We start from the raw sequence: 15,079 nt of genomic DNA on the forward strand, positions 1-15,079 counted from the left end.
GCGGGATCAGACGCCGGCGGGAACCGGGGCCACCCCGAGGGCCTGGAAGAGCGCGACGTCCTTGCCGTCGACGCCGCGCATCAGCACGTCGATGGCGGTGCTCATCAGGTCGATGTGGTACTGCGTGAACGTGCCCAGGCCCAGGCCCAGGTGGACGCCGGGGTGCCGCTCGTTGGCGAAGTGGTTGCCGGGGAGCAGCGGGGCGCAGCTGGTGTTGGTGCCGAAGCCGATCTCGTGGACCTTGGCGTAGCGGTCGTCCTCGGCCAGCAGCTTCTCGAGGCCGGCGGCGAACGCGGTGCGTCCGGCGAGGGCCGGGCGGACCGCGGTGATGCGGCCCTCGGCCAGCGTGATGATCGCCGGCTGGTCCGCCATGGGGGCGAGGTCGCGGTAGACCTGCTCCGTCTCGGCGAGGCTGGTCTCGTGACCGCCGCGGTGCACGATCGGCGCGCCCTGGAGGGTGATCTCGCCGTTCAGCGTGAAGTGGGTGTGGAGTTCGAACTCGCCCGAGGCGTTGACCAGCGAGCTGAGCTCACCTGTGGGCAGGACGACCTGCTGGCCGGGCAGGAGCGGGCCGTGCAGCGAGAACCAGTGCTCGGAGAGCTGGTGCTGGAAGACGGCCTCGGTGCCGAACTCGCGGCCGAGGAAGAGCATGTCGTCGGCCTGGTCGAGAAGGGTCAGGAACTCCTCCTCGATGCCGAGCTCGCGCTCGTAGTCGACCTCGGACACGACGCGGATGTTGTTGCGCAGGCTCTCCTCGGAGAAGGGCACCGAGAAGCTGGAGAAGGCGCCCATGGCCATGCCCACGAGGTCTTCGTCCTCGAAGTGGACGAACTCGTCGTCGGCGATCCACAGGACGGAGGCGCGGCGGCCGGAGGCGCGGATGGCGGCCATCTCGGCGATGAGTCCCGCGCGGGAGCCGGGGCCGGTCCAGTTGAACTCCTGTACCGGGGTGGCGCTGTTCTCGACGGTGAGTGCGTTGCGCACGCCCGGCGACGTGACCAGGAGGAAGACGTCTCCGAGGTCACCCCCGAACACCTTGCGGAACTGCTCCGGGCTGATCGTTACGGGCTGTGCGGTGCTCAAGGGAACCTCCCTGTAAAGGCGTGCCGGGGCGCGAGTGCCGTTCACTCGCGCCCCGGAACACGACTCGAACTCAGCCCTCGAGGCGGTCGTACTTCCCGTACTTGCTGATGCGGGAGCTGATCGACGCCTTCTCCTGGGCGACCGGCTCGGCGCCGGCCTGGGCGGACTGCTCGATGGCGGACTGCTGGTCCATGTTGTTCTGGGTCACGTCGACTCCTAGTCGTGTTCTGGTGGAGCTCCGGGTCCCGCCTTGTGCGGGGTCCGGCGTCTGTGGGTCACGGCGCGGGTCGTTCCGCTGCCGCGAGGCGGAGGAGGGCGGCCGCCGCGTCACCGTGTGCGCGCAGCCGTTCCTGGTCGAGCCCGGCACCGAGCCGGGCCGCCGCTCCTCGGGCGAGTTCCACGGCGGCCTCCACGAGGTGGCCGCCGATGCTGACGGGATAGAGCGTGGTCCCGAGCGTCTGGCTGGTGATCACCGGATCTCCTCCTCCAGGGCGCGGGCGGCGTCCGCCGCGACGGTGCGCAGGGCCTGGGCGGCCCGCGCGGCGTCCGGGTCGGCCTCCAGCTGCTCGGCGAGTGCGGCCAGTCCGAGGACGGAGCGGCGGCGCGGGCCGGGCGGGAGCCGGTCCAGCTCGGCCCTGATCCAGCGCGCCTGCTCGTCGGCGAGCAGCACCTGCTCGTCTTCGACGGTCAGTTGGAGCGCGGCGCGCCCCACCAGGGGCGGGGCGCCGCCGTTGACGGCCTCCAGCACCGGGGCGAGTTCCGCCCCGCACTGCATGGCCGCGGCCGCGGCCTGTGCGCCGCCGGGCACCTGCTGGAGGCGGACGCTCAGGTTGAGGAGGAGCACCACGGCGGCGCGCAGCCGCACGGGGTCCGCGATGCGGCACAGCTCCTCGTAGAGACCGCAGACCCCTGCGGGCACCAGCGAGACGGCCGCGTCCTCGCCCTCGCCGGTGACCTCGACCCAGCCCGGTACGGGCACGGGCCGCTCGGGCGCGGCGGTGGCGGTGTCCAGGGCGTCCGCGAAGGCGGTGAGCTCCCGGGCGGCCGCGGCGAGTTCCGCCTGGGCCAGGGTCTGCGCGAACTCCCGTACCGGGGCGCCCGCGGTGGGCGGTGTGGTGGTCGTGGACGGCGTGACGGCCGCGGGCGGCGTGGTGGTCGTGGACGGCGTGGCGGCCGCGGGCGCGGTGGTCATCGGCTCCCCTCGCTCTCGGTACGGGCCGGGGCGGCCAGGGCGTGATGGTCGACCTTGTCGTTGACCGTGCGCGGCAGCCGGTCGTGGAACGCGACCCGGGCCGGCACCATGGCCGCGGGCAGCCGGCCGGCGAGCTCTGCGCGCAGGGCGCCGGCGCGGCGCGCCGGGTCGCCGGGCGGTTCGGTGAGCACCACGTGGGCCACCAGGCGGCTGCGGTCCCCCTCGCCGGCGACGGTGACGGCGGCGGCGGTGACCCCGGCGCAGTCGGCGAGCGCGGCCTCGACCTCGCCCGGCTCGACGCGGACGCCGGAGATCTTCAGCTGCCGGTCCCGGCGCCCGTGGTAGACGAGCACGCCGTCGGCCGACTCGGTGACCAGGTCGCCGGTACGGAAGGCCCGGCGGCCGTCGGGCAGGGTGGGGAAGGCGCGGTCGGTCGCCGCCCCGTCCCCCGCGTAGCCGTCGGCCAGGCAGGGCCCGGTGACGAACAGTTCGCCGGCACTGCCGGGCGGCACCGGCCGCAGCTCCTCGTCCAGGACCAGGCCCGAGCGTCCGGGCAGCGGCCTGCCGATGGGCAGGATCTCCCCGGGCGGCAGGGCCCCGGCCTCGCGCGGCACCTCGTACAGCGTGGAGGTGACCACGCCCTCGGTGGGCCCGTAGGCGTTGAGCAGCCGGACCGCGCCCATCGGCGAGTCGAGCCAGCGGCGTGCGGCGGCCGTGGTGGCGGCCTCCCCGCCGATCAGCACGGTGCCGAGCGAGGGCGGCGGGCGCAGGTCGCCGCGTACGGCGGCCTCGGCGCCCAGCAGGGTCCAGTAGGCGGTGGGCAGCTGCCACATGGTGATGCCGTGGGCGGCGGTGACGTCGAGCAGCTCGGGCAGCGACCACAGGCCGCCGCCGCGCAGCACGACCCGTCCGCCGCAGAGCAGGGTCGGCCAGATCTCCTCGAGCGCGACGTCGAAGCCGGGCGAGGCGAACTGGAGCGTGACGCTCCCGGGGGTGAGTCCGTAGGCCTCGGCGGCCACCTCGCAGTGCCGGGCGAAGGGGCCGTGCGCGACCCGGACGCCCTTGGGCACGCCGGTGGATCCGGAGGTGAAGAGCAGGTAGGCGGGATCGTCCGCGGCCACCGGTACGGGGAACCCGGGCGCCTGGCCGGCGTCACCGGGGCCTGCGCCGGCGGTCACCTCGACGGCCTGCTCCCCGAGTTCCGCGAGCCAGTACGGCGCCCGCTCGGGCGAGGCGACCAGGGCGATCGCGGCGCCGGCCACCCGCATGGCGCCGCGCACCCGGGCGGGTGGCTGCGCGTCGTCGAGCGGCGCGCACACCAGTCCCGCGCCGGCGGTGGCCAGCAGGGCGACGACCAGTTCGGGGACGCCGGCGGCGACCAGCGCCACCGTGTCGCCGGGGCGGGCCCCGCGCCGGTGCAGCGCGGCCGCCAGGTCCCGGGCGGCGCCGGCCAGGTCGCCGTAGGTCAGGGTCCGTCCCGGGGCTCCGGGGGTCCGTGGGAGTTCGACCGCGGTGCGGTCCGGTTCGTGTGCGGCGCGTTGCAGAACGCGGGCCGCGGGGCTCGTGTTCATCAGCGCATCCTCGCGGCGGGGGGTTCGAAGCTCGTGACGTGCACGCCGGGGCGGAGTCCCTCGGCGGGTGCGCGGAAGTAGCCGGCCCAGTCGTGGGAGAAGAGCTCGACGCGGGTGGTGCCGGCCTCGGCGACGGTGAACACCGAGGCGCGCTGGTAGCGCAGCAGCTCCTCGATGCGGTCGTCGATCTTCACGCCGGCGGCCTCGAGGTGGCCTCGCAGTTCGCCGTAGAAGCGGTCCAGCTCGTTCTGCACGTAGGCCCAGCACCACTCGTAGATCAGCCAGGACTCCTTGTCCGGCACCCAGCGGGCGAGGCGCTCCATCATGTCCGGCTGGGAGGCCACCTTGCCCTCGTTGGGGACGGTGGGCGACTCGATGTACTCCCAGAGCAGCGCGCGGGCCCGGTCGACGGCCGCGCCGAGGACGGTGGAGGGGTCGGCGAGCGCGGCGTCGGACAGCGAGCGGTAGAAGTCCTCGTAGCCGAGGATTCCCTCGGTGTGCAGGTAGGTGGCGAGCCGGCGGGTGATGCCCCGGTTGTGCAGGGCCTGCAGGACGGCGCCGAACAGGTACATGCGCACCCAGTCCGCGCGGCTCATCGTGGAGTGCCCGACGACGACCTCGACCTCCTCCACGTCGTCCGGGAGGTAGGTGCGGGTGATCGTGTCCAGCTGGTACTTCTCGCGGTGGGCGGCGCTGCCCATCTCGGCATTGGGCAGCAGCACGCACTCGTAGATCATGATGTCGTCGTGGATGCCCATCTCGAGCATCCGGCACAGGCCGCGGGCGAAGGTCTCGGGGGTCTCGTTCGGCAGGCCGACGATGACCTCGGTGTAGGCCTCCACACCGCGCTCGCGGAAGGCGGCGGCGAGCTTCTCGTAGTTCTTGGCCGGCATGTTGGAGCGCTTGACCTGCTCCAGCACGTCCTGGGTGCCGCTCTGCATCGCGAGGATGGTGCCGTTCGACATGCCGCTCAGCGCGAACATCGAACTGATCTGCACGATCCGGTCGTTGGCGTTCTTGGCGTAGCTCGTGACGAACTTGCCCGGGAAGCCGCTCTCCCGCTTGTTGCGCACGAGGTGCTCGGCGAGGCCGACGTCACGCGGGAGGATGCCGAAGTTGGCGTCGGCGCACAGGATCGCCGAGACGTTCTGCTCGGTGAAGTAGTCGATCTCGGCGTGCAGCCGGTCCTCGTCGAACTTGCGGATCTTCGACTGGTTCGCGGAGCCCCAGTCGCAGAAGGTGCAGCTGTAGGGGCAGCCGCGGTTGGTCTCCCACAGCACGGTCGGCTGGTAGCCGGCCGCCCGGGCCGCCTCGAAGGAGGGCTCCATGAGGCCGGTCAGCCAGGGGCTCGGCACCTCGATGTCGCGCGGCAGCTGCCCGCCGAGCGGGTTGCGGCGGACCTTGCCGTCCCGGTCCCGGTAGCTGAGCGAGGGGACCGCGCAGAAGTCGGGCTCGTCCTGGAGCAGCGCCCTCAGCAGCTCGGAGAAGGGCGCCTCGCCCTCCTTGTGGATCGCGAAGTCGATGTAGGGGTGCTTCTCCAGGAACTCGGTCGCGTTGTCCGGCACGTGCGGGCCGCCGACGACGGTGACCGCGTCGGGGAAGCGCTCCTTCACGGCCCGGCAAGCCGCCATGTTCTTGTTGAAGTTCCACAGGTAGCAGGACATCGCGAAGACCGCCGGGTCCTCCATGAGCGAGACCGGGTCCTTGGCCTGCTCGGGCAGGAAGAACGGCTGCTCGAAGGTGTAGGCCTCGACGAGGTCGGGCTGGGTGTCGGCGTAGGAGCGCAGGGCGCCCCACACGGCGGGAAGGTAGGCGGAGCGGCTGAAGGCGGATACGTAGATCCTGCGCTTGGCTGCGTTCACCGTGGCCGTCGTACCCATGTCTCGCTCACCTCTTCCCGTTCGTGGCCGGTCCGGACGAGGACCGTTGCGTTCTGGGAACAAGCACAACCCCGGGGACTACAGCAGCGCTTGAAGAGCGGAAGAGATCGAGGCCAGAGTGGGTTCCGGGGCTCCCGGGAGGGTGTAGAGGGCCCCTCGCCCGCGGCCGGCCGGGCCGTTTCGAGTGCGATTCGAGTGGGCCCTGAGAGGCTGCGGCAACCTCGCGTCTCCAGAGGAGCCACCATGCAGACCATCGCACCGCCTGCCGCGGCGTCCGCCGCGGTGTCACACCCGGGACCGGGAGTTCCGCGCATCGAACTCCTGCCCGACGAACGCCACCGGGTGGCCGCGCTCGCCCACGAGTACGCGCGGGACTCCGCGGACCTCGACGCCCGGCGCTCCCTCCAGCTCGCCGCCCTGATGTCCCACGAGCTGCCGCGCTCCCTGCGGCGCGTGCTGACCGACTTCCGCCTGTCCGGGGCCCCGCACGCGGGGTTCCTGATCAGCGGGCTGCTCATCGACGAGAACGCGCTCGGGCCCACCCCGACGCGCTACCAGGAGCGCCCCGACCGCCCCGAGCTGCGGCACGCGGACGCCGTGCTGCGGCTGGTCGGCTCCCTGCTCGGCGAGCCCTTCTCCTTCAGCAGCCAGCAGCGCGGGCGGCTGATCCTCGACCTGTACCCGGTCCGCGGGCACGAGTTCGACCAGCTCGGGTCCGGCTCCACGGCCATGCTGGACTGGCACACCGAGGACGCGTTCCACCCGCACCGCGCGGACTGGATGATGCTGCTGGGGCTGCGCAACCACGACGCCGTGGCCACCACCTTCGCCGCCATGCAGGACGTGGAGCTGTCCGAGGAGCACCGCGCGGTCCTGTTCGAGAAGCGTTTCGCGATCCTGCCGGACCAGTCGCACACCAAGAGCTTCAACCAGGCCACCGGCGCCGCCGACGCGACCGAAGCCGCCCACGGCGAGCAGTTCCGCCGTATCGACACCATGGCGAACCGGCCCGAGCCGATCGCGCTGCTGGACGGCGACCCCGCCGCCCCGTGGCTGCGCGTCGACCCGCCGTTCATGCACAGCAACCCGCTCGACCCGCTGGCCGCCGAGGCGCAGGACGCGCTGCTGGCCGCGATCGAGGCGAAGCTGACCGACGTGACGATCGGCAACGGCGACCTCTTCGTCATCGACAACAAGCGCGCCGTGCACGGGCGCCGGCCGTTCGCGGCCCGCTACGACGGCACCGACCGCTGGCTCAAGCGCATCAACCTCACCGCCGATCTGCGGCGCAGCGCCGGCTCCCGGCGGGGCGACCACGGCCGGGCCGTGGTCTGACCAGGGCCGCGGTCCGAACCGAGGCCGTGGTCTGACCAGGTCTGTGGCCTGACCAGGGCCGCGGGCAACACCGCCGGGCGGAACCCGCGGGCGGACACCGTTACCCCTTGAAAGGATTCAAGGCCTTGGCCGCAGAACCCAATCTGATCCGACGCCACCGGCTGTTCCGCCACTTCTGGCTGGCCCGCTCGGTCTCTCTGATCGGCGACGGCGCGGCCATGGTGGCCCTCGTCCTGCTCGTCAGCCGCGGTGAGCACGCCGGTACCGCCGTCTCGCTGATCCTCCTCGCCGAGTCCGTGCCGCGGTTCTTCGGACCGCTCGCCGGAGCGCTCGCGGACCGGATGGGCGTGCGCCGCCTTCTGATCGGCGCCGAGCTGGTGCAGGCCGCGGTGTTCGGAGTCATCGTGCTGGCCCGCCCGGACCTGGCGTTGCTGGTACCGCTGGTCGCCGTGGCCGCCGCGGCCTCCACCGTGTTCTCCGCGGCCGGCCGTACGGTGGTCCCCCGCCTGGTCGACGAGGCGGACCTGATGCCCGCCAACGCGTGGATGGGCACCGCCTTCAACCTGCAGGCCGCCCTCGGCCCGGTGCTCGGCGGCGTGTTCACCGCCTGGGGCAGCGCGTACGGCGCGCTCGCGATCAACGCGGGCACCTTCGTGCTGTCGGCCCTGCTGCTGACGCGCATCCCGGCGCTGGAGCCGCTGCGCACCGGCGAGCGCAAGAGCCTGCTGGGCGACACCGTCGAGGGGCTGAAGTTCGTACGCCACCACCGGGTGGCCCGCGCCATCGTGCTGCTGCTCCTGCTGGGCCTGTTCTTCGGCTCGCTGGACAACCTGGCGCTGGTCTTCCTCGCCGAGCACTCGCTGAACACCGGCGAGACCGGGTTCGGCGTGCTGTCCGCCTCCTTCGGCGTCGCCATGGTCGCCGCCTCGCTGTGGCTGGTCCGCGCGGCCGAGAGCCGCTCGCCCGTCTGGGTGCTGCTCGCGGGCTGGTTCTTCACCGGCCTCGGCCTGCTGCTGACCGCCGCCGCCCCGGTGCTGTTCGCCGCGATCGCCATGCAGCTGATCGCGGGGCTCGGCAACGGCGTGGCCAACGTCGGCGAGGAGACCCTGCTGCAGAAGGCCGTGCCCGGCGAGGTACTGGGCCGGGTCGGCGGCACGCTGTCCTCCGCCGCCTTCTTCGGCAGCACGGCCGGCTACCTGGCCGGCAGCCTGCTGAACCCCGACGGCAACCCGCGGCTGGTCTTCGTGATCGCCGGCGGCGGCATCTTCCTGGCGCTCGCCCTGTGCGGGCCGGCCCTGCTGTCCGCGCGCGGCGCCCTCGGGTCCCCGCCCGACGGCAAGCCGGCCGCCGACGGGCCGGAGGACGGCGGGCTCCCCCTCTCCGCGGTCCCCCCGGTCGCCTCGGCCCAGACCATCGCGCCACCCGGAGGCACGTCATGACCTCACGGGGCCTGGTGACGACGGGGGCCCCGTCTCCTTCGGCGACCCCGGCGGCCCCGGGGACGACGGCGACCCGGGCTCCTTCGGCAACCCCGGCGGCCCCGGTGGCCCGGGCGGCGACGGTGGCTTCGGCCACCGCCGTGGCCTCGTCCTCCAGGGGCCGCCCGGCCAAGGGCTACCTCAACCCGTCCGTCGTCCCGCAGCCCCTGCTGCACCGCTGGTACGCCTGGTGCCACCTGGTGCCGCCGCACACCGCCGCGCTCAACCTGCGCGAGCGCTACCTGCCCCAGCTGCGCAGCTACCTGCGCTCCCCGCAGGTGCACGCGTCCGCGCTGAGCAACCCGGCCCGGTACGGCGGCCCGTTCCTCGCCCCGTACGGCGGCGTCCCCGGGGACGTCGAGGAGCTGCTGGCCGCCACCGAGGCGGCCGCCGCTCCCCTGCTGCGGCTGGCCGGGGACATCAAGGACGCCCAGCGGATGCTCGCCGAGCAGGCCGACGGCAAGCCGATGGAGTCGCTGTACGCCCAGGTGCCCGAGAGCCTGCGGGGGCTGGTCGAGCTGGTCTACGACACCGGCAACCGGCCGCGGCTGCGCTTCTTCGAGCCGTTGGTCCACCGGGCGTTCGCGGCGGAACTGGCCGAGGGCCAGGAGATCTCGCTGGCCCCGCGCACGGACCTGGCGCAGCCCTTCACCTTCGGCAGCCCGATCCTCCCGGGCCCGCACCGTCTCGACCTGCGCATCCCGTTCGCCGACCCGCGCCTCGACGCGCTGTACGCCTCCCGCCGCACCGGGGCCGATGTCGCGGGCCTGGCCGAACTGCTGCTCGGGGACGAGGCGTCGGACACGGCCGCGGCCGCCTTCGCGGGCCTGTTCACCGAGACCGCCCCGGCGCCGTACGAGCAGGCGCCGGCGGGCTCCGTACGGATGCGCTACCTCAACCACGCGACGGTCCTGCTGGAGACCGGGTCCACGGCCGTACTGCTGGACCCGCTGCCCGGCTACGCCGACGACGGCCACCGCCACCTCACCCTGGCCGACCTGCCCGAACGGCTGGACGCGGTGGTCCTGAGCCACCTGCACTGCGACCACGTATCGGTGGAGGCCCTGCTCCAGCTGCGCCACCGGGTGGCCACGGTCGTCGTCCCCCGGGGCGGCGGCGGCTCCCTGGAGGACCCGAGCCCCAAACTCCTGCTCCAGGCGCTGGGCTTCACCTCGGTGGTGGAGCTGGGCGAGATGGAGTCGGCGCGGATCGGCGAGGACGCCGAGGTCACGATGCTGCCGTTCCTGGGCGAGCACGGCGACCTCGACATCCGCTCCAAGGCGGTCCCGCTGGTGGAGATCGGCGGCCGGCGGGTGCTGTTCGCGACGGACGCGGTGGACATCGACCCGGACCTGTACCGCAGGGTGCGAGAGAGCACCGGGGACGTGGACACGGTCTTCATCGGGCTGGAGTGCGTGGGCGCGCCCATGTCGTGGCTCTACGGCCCGCTCATGGAAGGCACCCAGGACCGCGCGAACGACCAGGCCCGCCGCCTCAAGGGCTGCGACGCTGACATGGCGGAACGCCTGGTCAAGCGCTTCGGCGCACAGGAGGTCTTCGTCTACGCCCTGGGCCTGGAACCGTGGCTGCGCCACCTGACGGGCTCCAGCTACGACCCGCAGTCGGAACAGATCCGCCAGACCACCCTCCTCGTGGACCGCTGCCGCACCCGCGGCGTCCCGGCGGAACTCCTCTACCAACACGCCGAACGCCTCTGGCCCACCAGCCGCCCCTGAAACCCCACACGAAGCGCCCTCTCGCCTCCGGTCGGAAGGGGACTTTTGGTGTTCCCGCTCAGCCCTTCTCACCCAGGACTGCCCGCAGCCAGTCGAGCGCCCCCTGGCCAAGGAGCTCCTCGGCAAGCCGCCGGCCGGTCTCCGTGGTGAGCCGCGCCCGGCTGTTGTCGATCCACCTCTGCGCGGCCTGGTACCCCTGGGCTTTGTACTCGATGCCCTGGAGCATGCACTCCAGCTTGTCCGCGTCGCGCGCGCACACAGCCTCCGGCGTGTCTTTCGCCTCGTACTCCGCGACCAGGTCCTGAATCGTCGCCGCGAGCAGCTCGGGCATGCCAGCCGTCTGGTCGGCCGTCACCGCCTCCGGGTCCGCGCTGGTCGCGTACTTCTTCCCGAGGTGGTTGACATCCCCGGTGCGGGTTTCCTGGGTGTCGTGCCAGACGGCAAGGAAAGCTGCCCGCGCGGGGTCGGCACCTTCCAGCTTGGCGATGACAGACGCGATGATCGAGGTACGCCACGAGTGCTCGGCGACGCTCTCGGGGTCGTTGACACCGGCCATCCACCAACCCGTCCGGCGGGTGTGTTTGAGCGTGCCCGCCTCGTAGAGGAAGCGGGCCACCGCGGACAGGTCGTCAGCCACTCTGTCTCTCCTTCTCATACCTCGGTGAAGCGGATCGCGTACCGGATGCCCTCCAGCTCTCGGCGCGCACGCGTCGAGGCCGTGGTGCCATCCAACAGCACCGGGAAATCACCACGGCCGTCGCCAACGTCGAGTCCGCCGACCGGTGACGCGACACGGTCAGGAGCCGCCCGGGTGCTGGCCGCCATCACACGACCTGGGGTGAGAGGGCACGCCGAACGGGGCCCGGACTGTGTGTCCGGGCCCCGTTTGCGCTACTCACAGCGCTCGTTGGCCTCCTCGGTACGGAGGTTGGCCGGCCGATCAGCGCACCCCTCAGTGCGATATCGCACCGCTCAACCGCCCTGGGGGCCCAGTGAGGCGGCGGCGGCCGCGATGAAGGCGGCGGCTGCTTCCTTGGCCTCGTGCCGCCGGGCGTCCAGGTCGCTGCGGCTGGTCGCCTTGCGCAGGGCGTACGTCGCATCCGCGGCTTCCTGGGCGGGGCCGGACAGCTCGGGCACCAGGACCTGCAGGCGGATGTGGGGCGCGGTGATGGCCGCCCGGGTCTCGTGGGACCGGGTCTGGGCGTCCAGTTGATGCTCGGGCCCCGCGTCTTCCAGGGCCAGACGCTCGCGGTGGAACATCGCGGACCGGTGGGCGTCCAGGGCGGCCGCGAACTCGGTGACGGCGGCGAGCTGGTCCTGGCGGTGACCGTCAGCGCGCTGCTCGATGCGTGCGGTGCGTGCTGAGCGGTGCTGGAGAAGTCCGGCCGTCAGCGCGCCGGCGAGGGTTCCGAGTACGGCGACGATCGAAGGCCACATCAGACGTCCCGCCGGTGGGTGCGGAATCCGCAAGTGGCGGGGTGTCCGGCCGGGCCGGCTTCGGCGTCCTCGGCGGGGGCGGTGCTGGACGGCTGGGTGTGGGCAGGGATGCGCAGGGTGTTGATGTGGGCCCAGAACCCGGGCCTCTCACGCGTCGTCATGAATGACAGTTTTCGCTGTCATCAGGTGCCCGGGCAATCCTTCCTGTCGCGGTGGCAGAGGGCAGTTCTGCCTGCGCCCGGCGTGCGGAATGTCCGTCCGCACGCGGAAAGTCCGGCGAAAAGTCCGCCTGGGAGTCCGGTCGGCGGACGTGACCGAACCTGCGGTCCCTCACGGGCCGGGGAGGCGGGTACGGCTCGGCCGCCCCGGACTCGGCGCCGGCTGGCCGGCGGCCGTTCCGACCCGCCGGGTCGGCCGCCCGCGGCCCCGCCCGCCCCGCTCACCACAGCGGTCGCAGCGGGGGCAGTTCGCCGTTCGCCAGGGCTCTGATGAGGGCGGCCAGTTCGGCTCGGGGGATGCGGCGGTTCTGGGAGCCGAGGCGTTCGTCCAGTTCGCCCTCCATCTCGAACATGAGGCGTCCGGCGACCGCGAGGTGCTCCAGCGCCCGGTCGGTCAGGACGACGAGTTTGCGCCTGCCGCCCGCCGGGTGGGGGCGCCGCTCCACGTAGCCGCGGGCGGCCAGGTCGTCGACGATCTGGCCGGCGGCCTGCTTGGTGACGCCGAGCTTCTCCGCGAGCTCGCTGCTGGTGGCTCCCTCGCCGTAGAGGGCCTGGAAGACCAGGCCGTGCACGGGCCGCAGGTCGTCGTAGCCCGCCGCGTCGAGCCGGGATACGAATTCGGACAGGACGAGCTGGAAGGACATGCCGAGCAGATAGGTCAGCTCGGCCCTGGCCAGCGGGTCTTCCGCCTGGCGTGCTTTCGCTCCGGTGCTTCCGGTCTCTGCTGTGGACTCCATCTGGCCATGCTGCCACACCTTGGAAAGACGCTTTACTCCCAAGTCGCCTCCCGTCCTCCAGCAGGACTCGAGCCGTTCTCCGTTACCCGGGGGAACAGTCTCGGCGCGGTCCCCTTTGCCGTTTGACACCCACGACTAAAGCAGCTTTACTCGTGGAGCAAGCGAAGTAAAGCTTCTTTACACAGGAGGTCGCAATGAACGTGGTCAGCGAGAGCGAGCAGCGGACTACCCGTACCCCTTCGGGTGCGATGTTCGGCCTCGCCGCCCCCAGCCAGGGCAGCACGGAGATCAGCACCTGGCGTGTGGAGCTCGGCGCCGACTCCGCGACCCCGGTCCACATCATCGACCGCGAGCAGGTCTGGATGCCGCTGTCGGGCGCGTTCAAGGTGACCATCGACGGCGAGGACGGGGAGGTCAAGGCCGGTGAGGCCGTGGCGATCCCCGGCGGCGCCGTACGCCAGCTCACCGCGGTCGGCGACACCCAGGCGCTCGTCGCCATGGCCGTCGGCGGCCAGGCCAGCATGCCGGGCAACGAGGACAAGAAGATCCCGCTCCCCTGGGCCGAGTAGACGGCCGAGCTGAACCGCGGTCCGCGCCGTCTGCACGGCGCGGACCGCGCCAGCGGCCACCAGAGGGACAACTCAACGAAGGACGGGCAATGAATCCCGAAGTCAGCAGCGGGCGCCGCCGGGCGATCCTGGCTCTGCTCGCATCGACGGTGCTGGTCGTGGTCATGGACCTCACGATCATCAACGTCGCGCTCAACCCCATCCAGCAGAGCCTCGACGCGTCCAACGGCGAGCTCCAGTGGGCACTGGACTCGTACCTGATCACCTTCGCGGCGTTCCTCTTCACCGGTGGCGTGTGCGCCGACCGGTTCGGCCGCAAGAAGACCCTGATCACCGGCCTCCTCCTGTTCGGTGTCAGCTCGGTGCTCGGCGCCTTCGCGACCGACATCGTCCAGCTCATCATCTGGCGCGCCGTCATGGGCGTGGGCGCGGCCGTGGTGCCCACGGTCACCCTCGCCATCCTCATGAACGTCTTCCCGCCGGCCGAGCGCCCCAAGGCCATCGCGGGCTGGGCCGCCGCCGCCGGTGTGGCCATGGCGGTCGGTCCCGTACTCGGCGGCGTGCTGCTCGAATACTTCTGGTGGGGCTCGATCTTCCTGATCAACGCCCCGCTCATCGCCATCGCCGTCGCCCTGATGATCGCGCTGGTGCCCGAGTCGAAGAACCCGGTCCGCACCGCGTTCGACCCGATCGGCGTCCTGCTGTCGATCGTCTCCGTCGGCCTGCTGGTCTACGGCATCGTCCTCGCCGGCGAGGACGGCTGGACGAGCACCGGCGCACTCGGCGCCATCGCTGGCGGCCTGATCCTGCTCGTCGGGCTGGTCCTGTTCGAGAAGCGCATCGCGGCCCCCTCGCTCGACGTCGGCCTCCTGAAGAACGCCCGCTTCTCGGCCGGCACCGGCGCCATCGCCCTGTGCTTCTTCGCGCTGATCAGCTCGATCTTCATCTCCCAGTTCTACTTCCAGGCGGTCCTCGGCTTCTCGCCGCTGGAAGCCGGTCTGCTGGTCCTGCCCATGGGCATCGCCTCCATGGTCGTCTCCGCCCGCTGCCCCAAGCTCGTCATGAAGTTCGGCCCCCGCACCGTGGTCGCCGCGGGCTCCGCGGCCATCGCCCTGTCCGCACTGGGCGCGGCCTTCTTCGACGCCGGTACGCCGACCTGGCTGCTGATCGTCGCGCAGCTGGTCCTGGGCGCCGGCTGGGGCTCGATCATGGCTCCCGCCACCGCCTCGCTGATGTCCGTCGTGCCCCCGGTCAAGGCGGGTGCGGGCCAGGCGGTCTCGCAGACCGCCCGCCAGGTGGCAGGCGCCCTCGGCATCGCGATCATCGGAAGCCTGCTGAGCTCCGGCTACCGCTCCTCGATCGGTGACGCGGTGAACGTCCTGCCGGAGGCCTTGCGCGAGGAGGCCGCCGGATCCATCGGCGGCACCGTCCGGGCCGTCCAGGCCGCCAAGCTGGGCGACCAGGCTCCGGCTCTGCTGGCCAAGGCCTCCGACGCCTACGTCAGCGGCATGCAGTCCACGCTCTTCGTCGTCGCCGGTGTCGCCCTCGCCTCGGTCCTCGTGGCCCTGCGCTGGCTCCCCAAGACCCCGCCGGCCCCGCCCGGACCCCCGCCGGGCGCGGCCGCCCCGGGTGCCACGGCTCCCGGCGCCACCGCGCCGGGCGCCCAGGCACCGGGCGCCCCCGCGGCCCCGCCCGCCCCGGGGAAGGACGAGCCGAGCCTCCGTCCCTGACCCGGCGCGCGCCGCGCCGCCCTCAGTGCCCGCCCGCCCCTTCGGGGTCGGCGGGCACTGTTGTCCGCTCCTCACAGCTCCCCCCTCGGCCTGAGGGGCCGCACAGCGCCCCT

The 15,079-nt window shown here is 72.5% G+C and carries 16 protein-coding genes; 5 read left to right on the forward strand and 11 right to left on the reverse strand.

What is annotated here, in order from left to right; translation table 11 throughout:
- Window positions 1-6: 6 nt before the first annotated feature.
- The 6 genes from BGK67_RS34175 to BGK67_RS34195 form a co-directional block, all read right to left on the reverse strand.
- Window positions 7-1,083, reverse strand: a complete 1,077-nt coding sequence (locus tag BGK67_RS34175; protein WP_069924438.1) for a CgnE/CgnB domain-containing protein — start codon at window positions 1,081-1,083, stop codon at window positions 7-9.
- Window positions 1,084-1,153: 70 nt separating this feature from the next.
- Complete coding sequence (locus tag BGK67_RS39285; RefSeq protein WP_167739671.1) at window positions 1,154-1,291, reverse strand: hypothetical protein; 138 nt, start codon at window positions 1,289-1,291, stop codon at window positions 1,154-1,156.
- Window positions 1,292-1,358: 67 nt separating this feature from the next.
- A complete protein-coding gene (locus BGK67_RS34180; RefSeq protein WP_069924439.1) occupies window positions 1,359-1,556 on the reverse strand; it encodes a hypothetical protein in 198 nt (65 codons plus the stop codon).
- Window positions 1,553-2,275 carry a hypothetical protein gene (locus tag BGK67_RS39290; RefSeq protein WP_069924440.1) on the reverse strand — a complete coding sequence of 241 codons (723 nt, stop codon included), beginning with the start codon at window positions 2,273-2,275 and terminating at the stop codon, window positions 1,553-1,555. Before BGK67_RS39290 ends, BGK67_RS34180 begins: the two co-directional genes overlap by 4 nt.
- Entirely contained in the window at window positions 2,272-3,846 is a 1,575-nt protein-coding gene (locus BGK67_RS34190; RefSeq protein ID WP_069924441.1) for an amino acid adenylation domain-containing protein, read from the reverse strand. The genes BGK67_RS39290 and BGK67_RS34190 overlap by 4 nt, the downstream gene beginning before the upstream one ends.
- Entirely contained in the window at window positions 3,846-5,726 is a 1,881-nt protein-coding gene (locus tag BGK67_RS34195) for a B12-binding domain-containing radical SAM protein (RefSeq protein WP_069924442.1), read from the reverse strand. The genes BGK67_RS34190 and BGK67_RS34195 overlap by 1 nt, the downstream gene beginning before the upstream one ends.
- 243 nt (window positions 5,727-5,969) lie before the next feature.
- On the opposite strand from BGK67_RS34195, the gene gntD reads away from it, so the two are divergent.
- The 3 genes from gntD to BGK67_RS34210 all read left to right on the forward strand — a co-directional run bounded on the left by gntD (window position 5,970) and on the right by BGK67_RS34210 (window position 10,275).
- Window positions 5,970-7,061 carry a guanitoxin biosynthesis L-enduracididine beta-hydroxylase GntD gene (gene gntD / locus BGK67_RS34200; protein ID WP_079154747.1) on the forward strand — a complete coding sequence of 364 codons (1,092 nt, stop codon included), beginning with the start codon at window positions 5,970-5,972 and terminating at the stop codon, window positions 7,059-7,061.
- A gap of 125 nt (window positions 7,062-7,186) precedes the next feature.
- Window positions 7,187-8,500, forward strand: a complete 1,314-nt coding sequence (locus BGK67_RS34205) for an MFS transporter (RefSeq protein WP_069924443.1) — start codon at window positions 7,187-7,189, stop codon at window positions 8,498-8,500.
- Window positions 8,497-10,275: an MBL fold metallo-hydrolase gene (locus BGK67_RS34210; RefSeq protein WP_208948865.1), complete on the forward strand. Its 1,779-nt coding sequence runs from the start codon at window positions 8,497-8,499 to the stop codon at window positions 10,273-10,275. The genes BGK67_RS34205 and BGK67_RS34210 overlap by 4 nt, the downstream gene beginning before the upstream one ends.
- Window positions 10,276-10,333: 58 nt before the next feature.
- Here the strand turns inward: BGK67_RS34210 and BGK67_RS34215 are convergent, their stop codons facing one another.
- The 5 genes from BGK67_RS34215 to BGK67_RS34225 all read right to left on the reverse strand — a co-directional run bounded on the left by BGK67_RS34215 (window position 10,334) and on the right by BGK67_RS34225 (window position 12,667).
- On the reverse strand, window positions 10,334-10,912 hold the full coding sequence (locus BGK67_RS34215) for an HD domain-containing protein (RefSeq protein WP_069924444.1): 579 nt from the start codon (window positions 10,910-10,912) through the stop codon (window positions 10,334-10,336).
- Between the two features lie 14 nt (window positions 10,913-10,926).
- Window positions 10,927-11,100, reverse strand: a complete 174-nt coding sequence (locus BGK67_RS39565) for a hypothetical protein (protein WP_208948866.1) — start codon at window positions 11,098-11,100, stop codon at window positions 10,927-10,929.
- A gap of 147 nt (window positions 11,101-11,247) precedes the next feature.
- A complete protein-coding gene (locus BGK67_RS34220; protein WP_069924445.1) occupies window positions 11,248-11,712 on the reverse strand; it encodes a hypothetical protein in 465 nt (154 codons plus the stop codon).
- A complete protein-coding gene (locus BGK67_RS39295) occupies window positions 11,712-11,873 on the reverse strand; it encodes a hypothetical protein (protein WP_167739672.1) in 162 nt (53 codons plus the stop codon). Before BGK67_RS39295 ends, BGK67_RS34220 begins: the two co-directional genes overlap by 1 nt.
- A 278-nt stretch (window positions 11,874-12,151) precedes the next feature.
- Window positions 12,152-12,667: a MarR family winged helix-turn-helix transcriptional regulator gene (locus BGK67_RS34225; RefSeq protein WP_208948867.1), complete on the reverse strand. Its 516-nt coding sequence runs from the start codon at window positions 12,665-12,667 to the stop codon at window positions 12,152-12,154.
- Between the two features lie 194 nt (window positions 12,668-12,861).
- Here BGK67_RS34225 and BGK67_RS34230 point away from each other — a divergent pair, with 194 nt between their 5' ends.
- Together BGK67_RS34230 and BGK67_RS34235 are read left to right on the forward strand one after the other, a co-directional pair.
- Window positions 12,862-13,236, forward strand: coding sequence for a cupin domain-containing protein (locus BGK67_RS34230; protein WP_069924446.1), 375 nt, complete (start codon window positions 12,862-12,864; stop codon window positions 13,234-13,236).
- A gap of 89 nt (window positions 13,237-13,325) precedes the next feature.
- Window positions 13,326-14,966: an MFS transporter gene (locus tag BGK67_RS34235; protein ID WP_069924447.1), complete on the forward strand. Its 1,641-nt coding sequence runs from the start codon at window positions 13,326-13,328 to the stop codon at window positions 14,964-14,966.
- Window positions 14,967-15,079 lie beyond the last annotated feature (113 nt).

The sequence above is a fragment of the Streptomyces subrutilus genome, assembly GCF_001746425.1.
Classification (GTDB): domain Bacteria; phylum Actinomycetota; class Actinomycetes; order Streptomycetales; family Streptomycetaceae; genus Streptomyces; species Streptomyces subrutilus_A.

Excerpts from the sequence above, each read along its gene's own strand:
- BGK67_RS39290 (WP_069924440.1), bottom strand. The coding sequence starts at position 2,275 with ATGACCACCGCGCCCGCGGCCGCCACGCCGTCCACGACCACCACGCCG.
- BGK67_RS34190 (WP_069924441.1), bottom strand. The coding sequence starts at position 3,846 with ATGAACACGAGCCCCGCGGCCCGCGTTCTGCAACGCGCCGCACACGAA.
- BGK67_RS34195 (WP_069924442.1), bottom strand. The coding sequence starts at position 5,726 with ATGGGTACGACGGCCACGGTGAACGCAGCCAAGCGCAGGATCTACGTA.
- gntD (WP_079154747.1), top strand. The coding sequence starts at position 5,970 with ATGCAGACCATCGCACCGCCTGCCGCGGCGTCCGCCGCGGTGTCACAC.
- BGK67_RS34210 (WP_208948865.1), top strand. The coding sequence starts at position 8,497 with ATGACCTCACGGGGCCTGGTGACGACGGGGGCCCCGTCTCCTTCGGCG.
- BGK67_RS39565 (WP_208948866.1), bottom strand. The coding sequence starts at position 11,100 with ATGGCGGCCAGCACCCGGGCGGCTCCTGACCGTGTCGCGTCACCGGTC.
- BGK67_RS34220 (WP_069924445.1), bottom strand. The coding sequence starts at position 11,712 with ATGTGGCCTTCGATCGTCGCCGTACTCGGAACCCTCGCCGGCGCGCTG.
- BGK67_RS39295 (WP_167739672.1), bottom strand. The coding sequence starts at position 11,873 with ATGACGACGCGTGAGAGGCCCGGGTTCTGGGCCCACATCAACACCCTG.
- BGK67_RS34225 (WP_208948867.1), bottom strand. The coding sequence starts at position 12,667 with ATGGAGTCCACAGCAGAGACCGGAAGCACCGGAGCGAAAGCACGCCAG.
- BGK67_RS34230 (WP_069924446.1), top strand. The coding sequence starts at position 12,862 with ATGAACGTGGTCAGCGAGAGCGAGCAGCGGACTACCCGTACCCCTTCG.
- BGK67_RS34235 (WP_069924447.1), top strand. The coding sequence starts at position 13,326 with ATGAATCCCGAAGTCAGCAGCGGGCGCCGCCGGGCGATCCTGGCTCTG.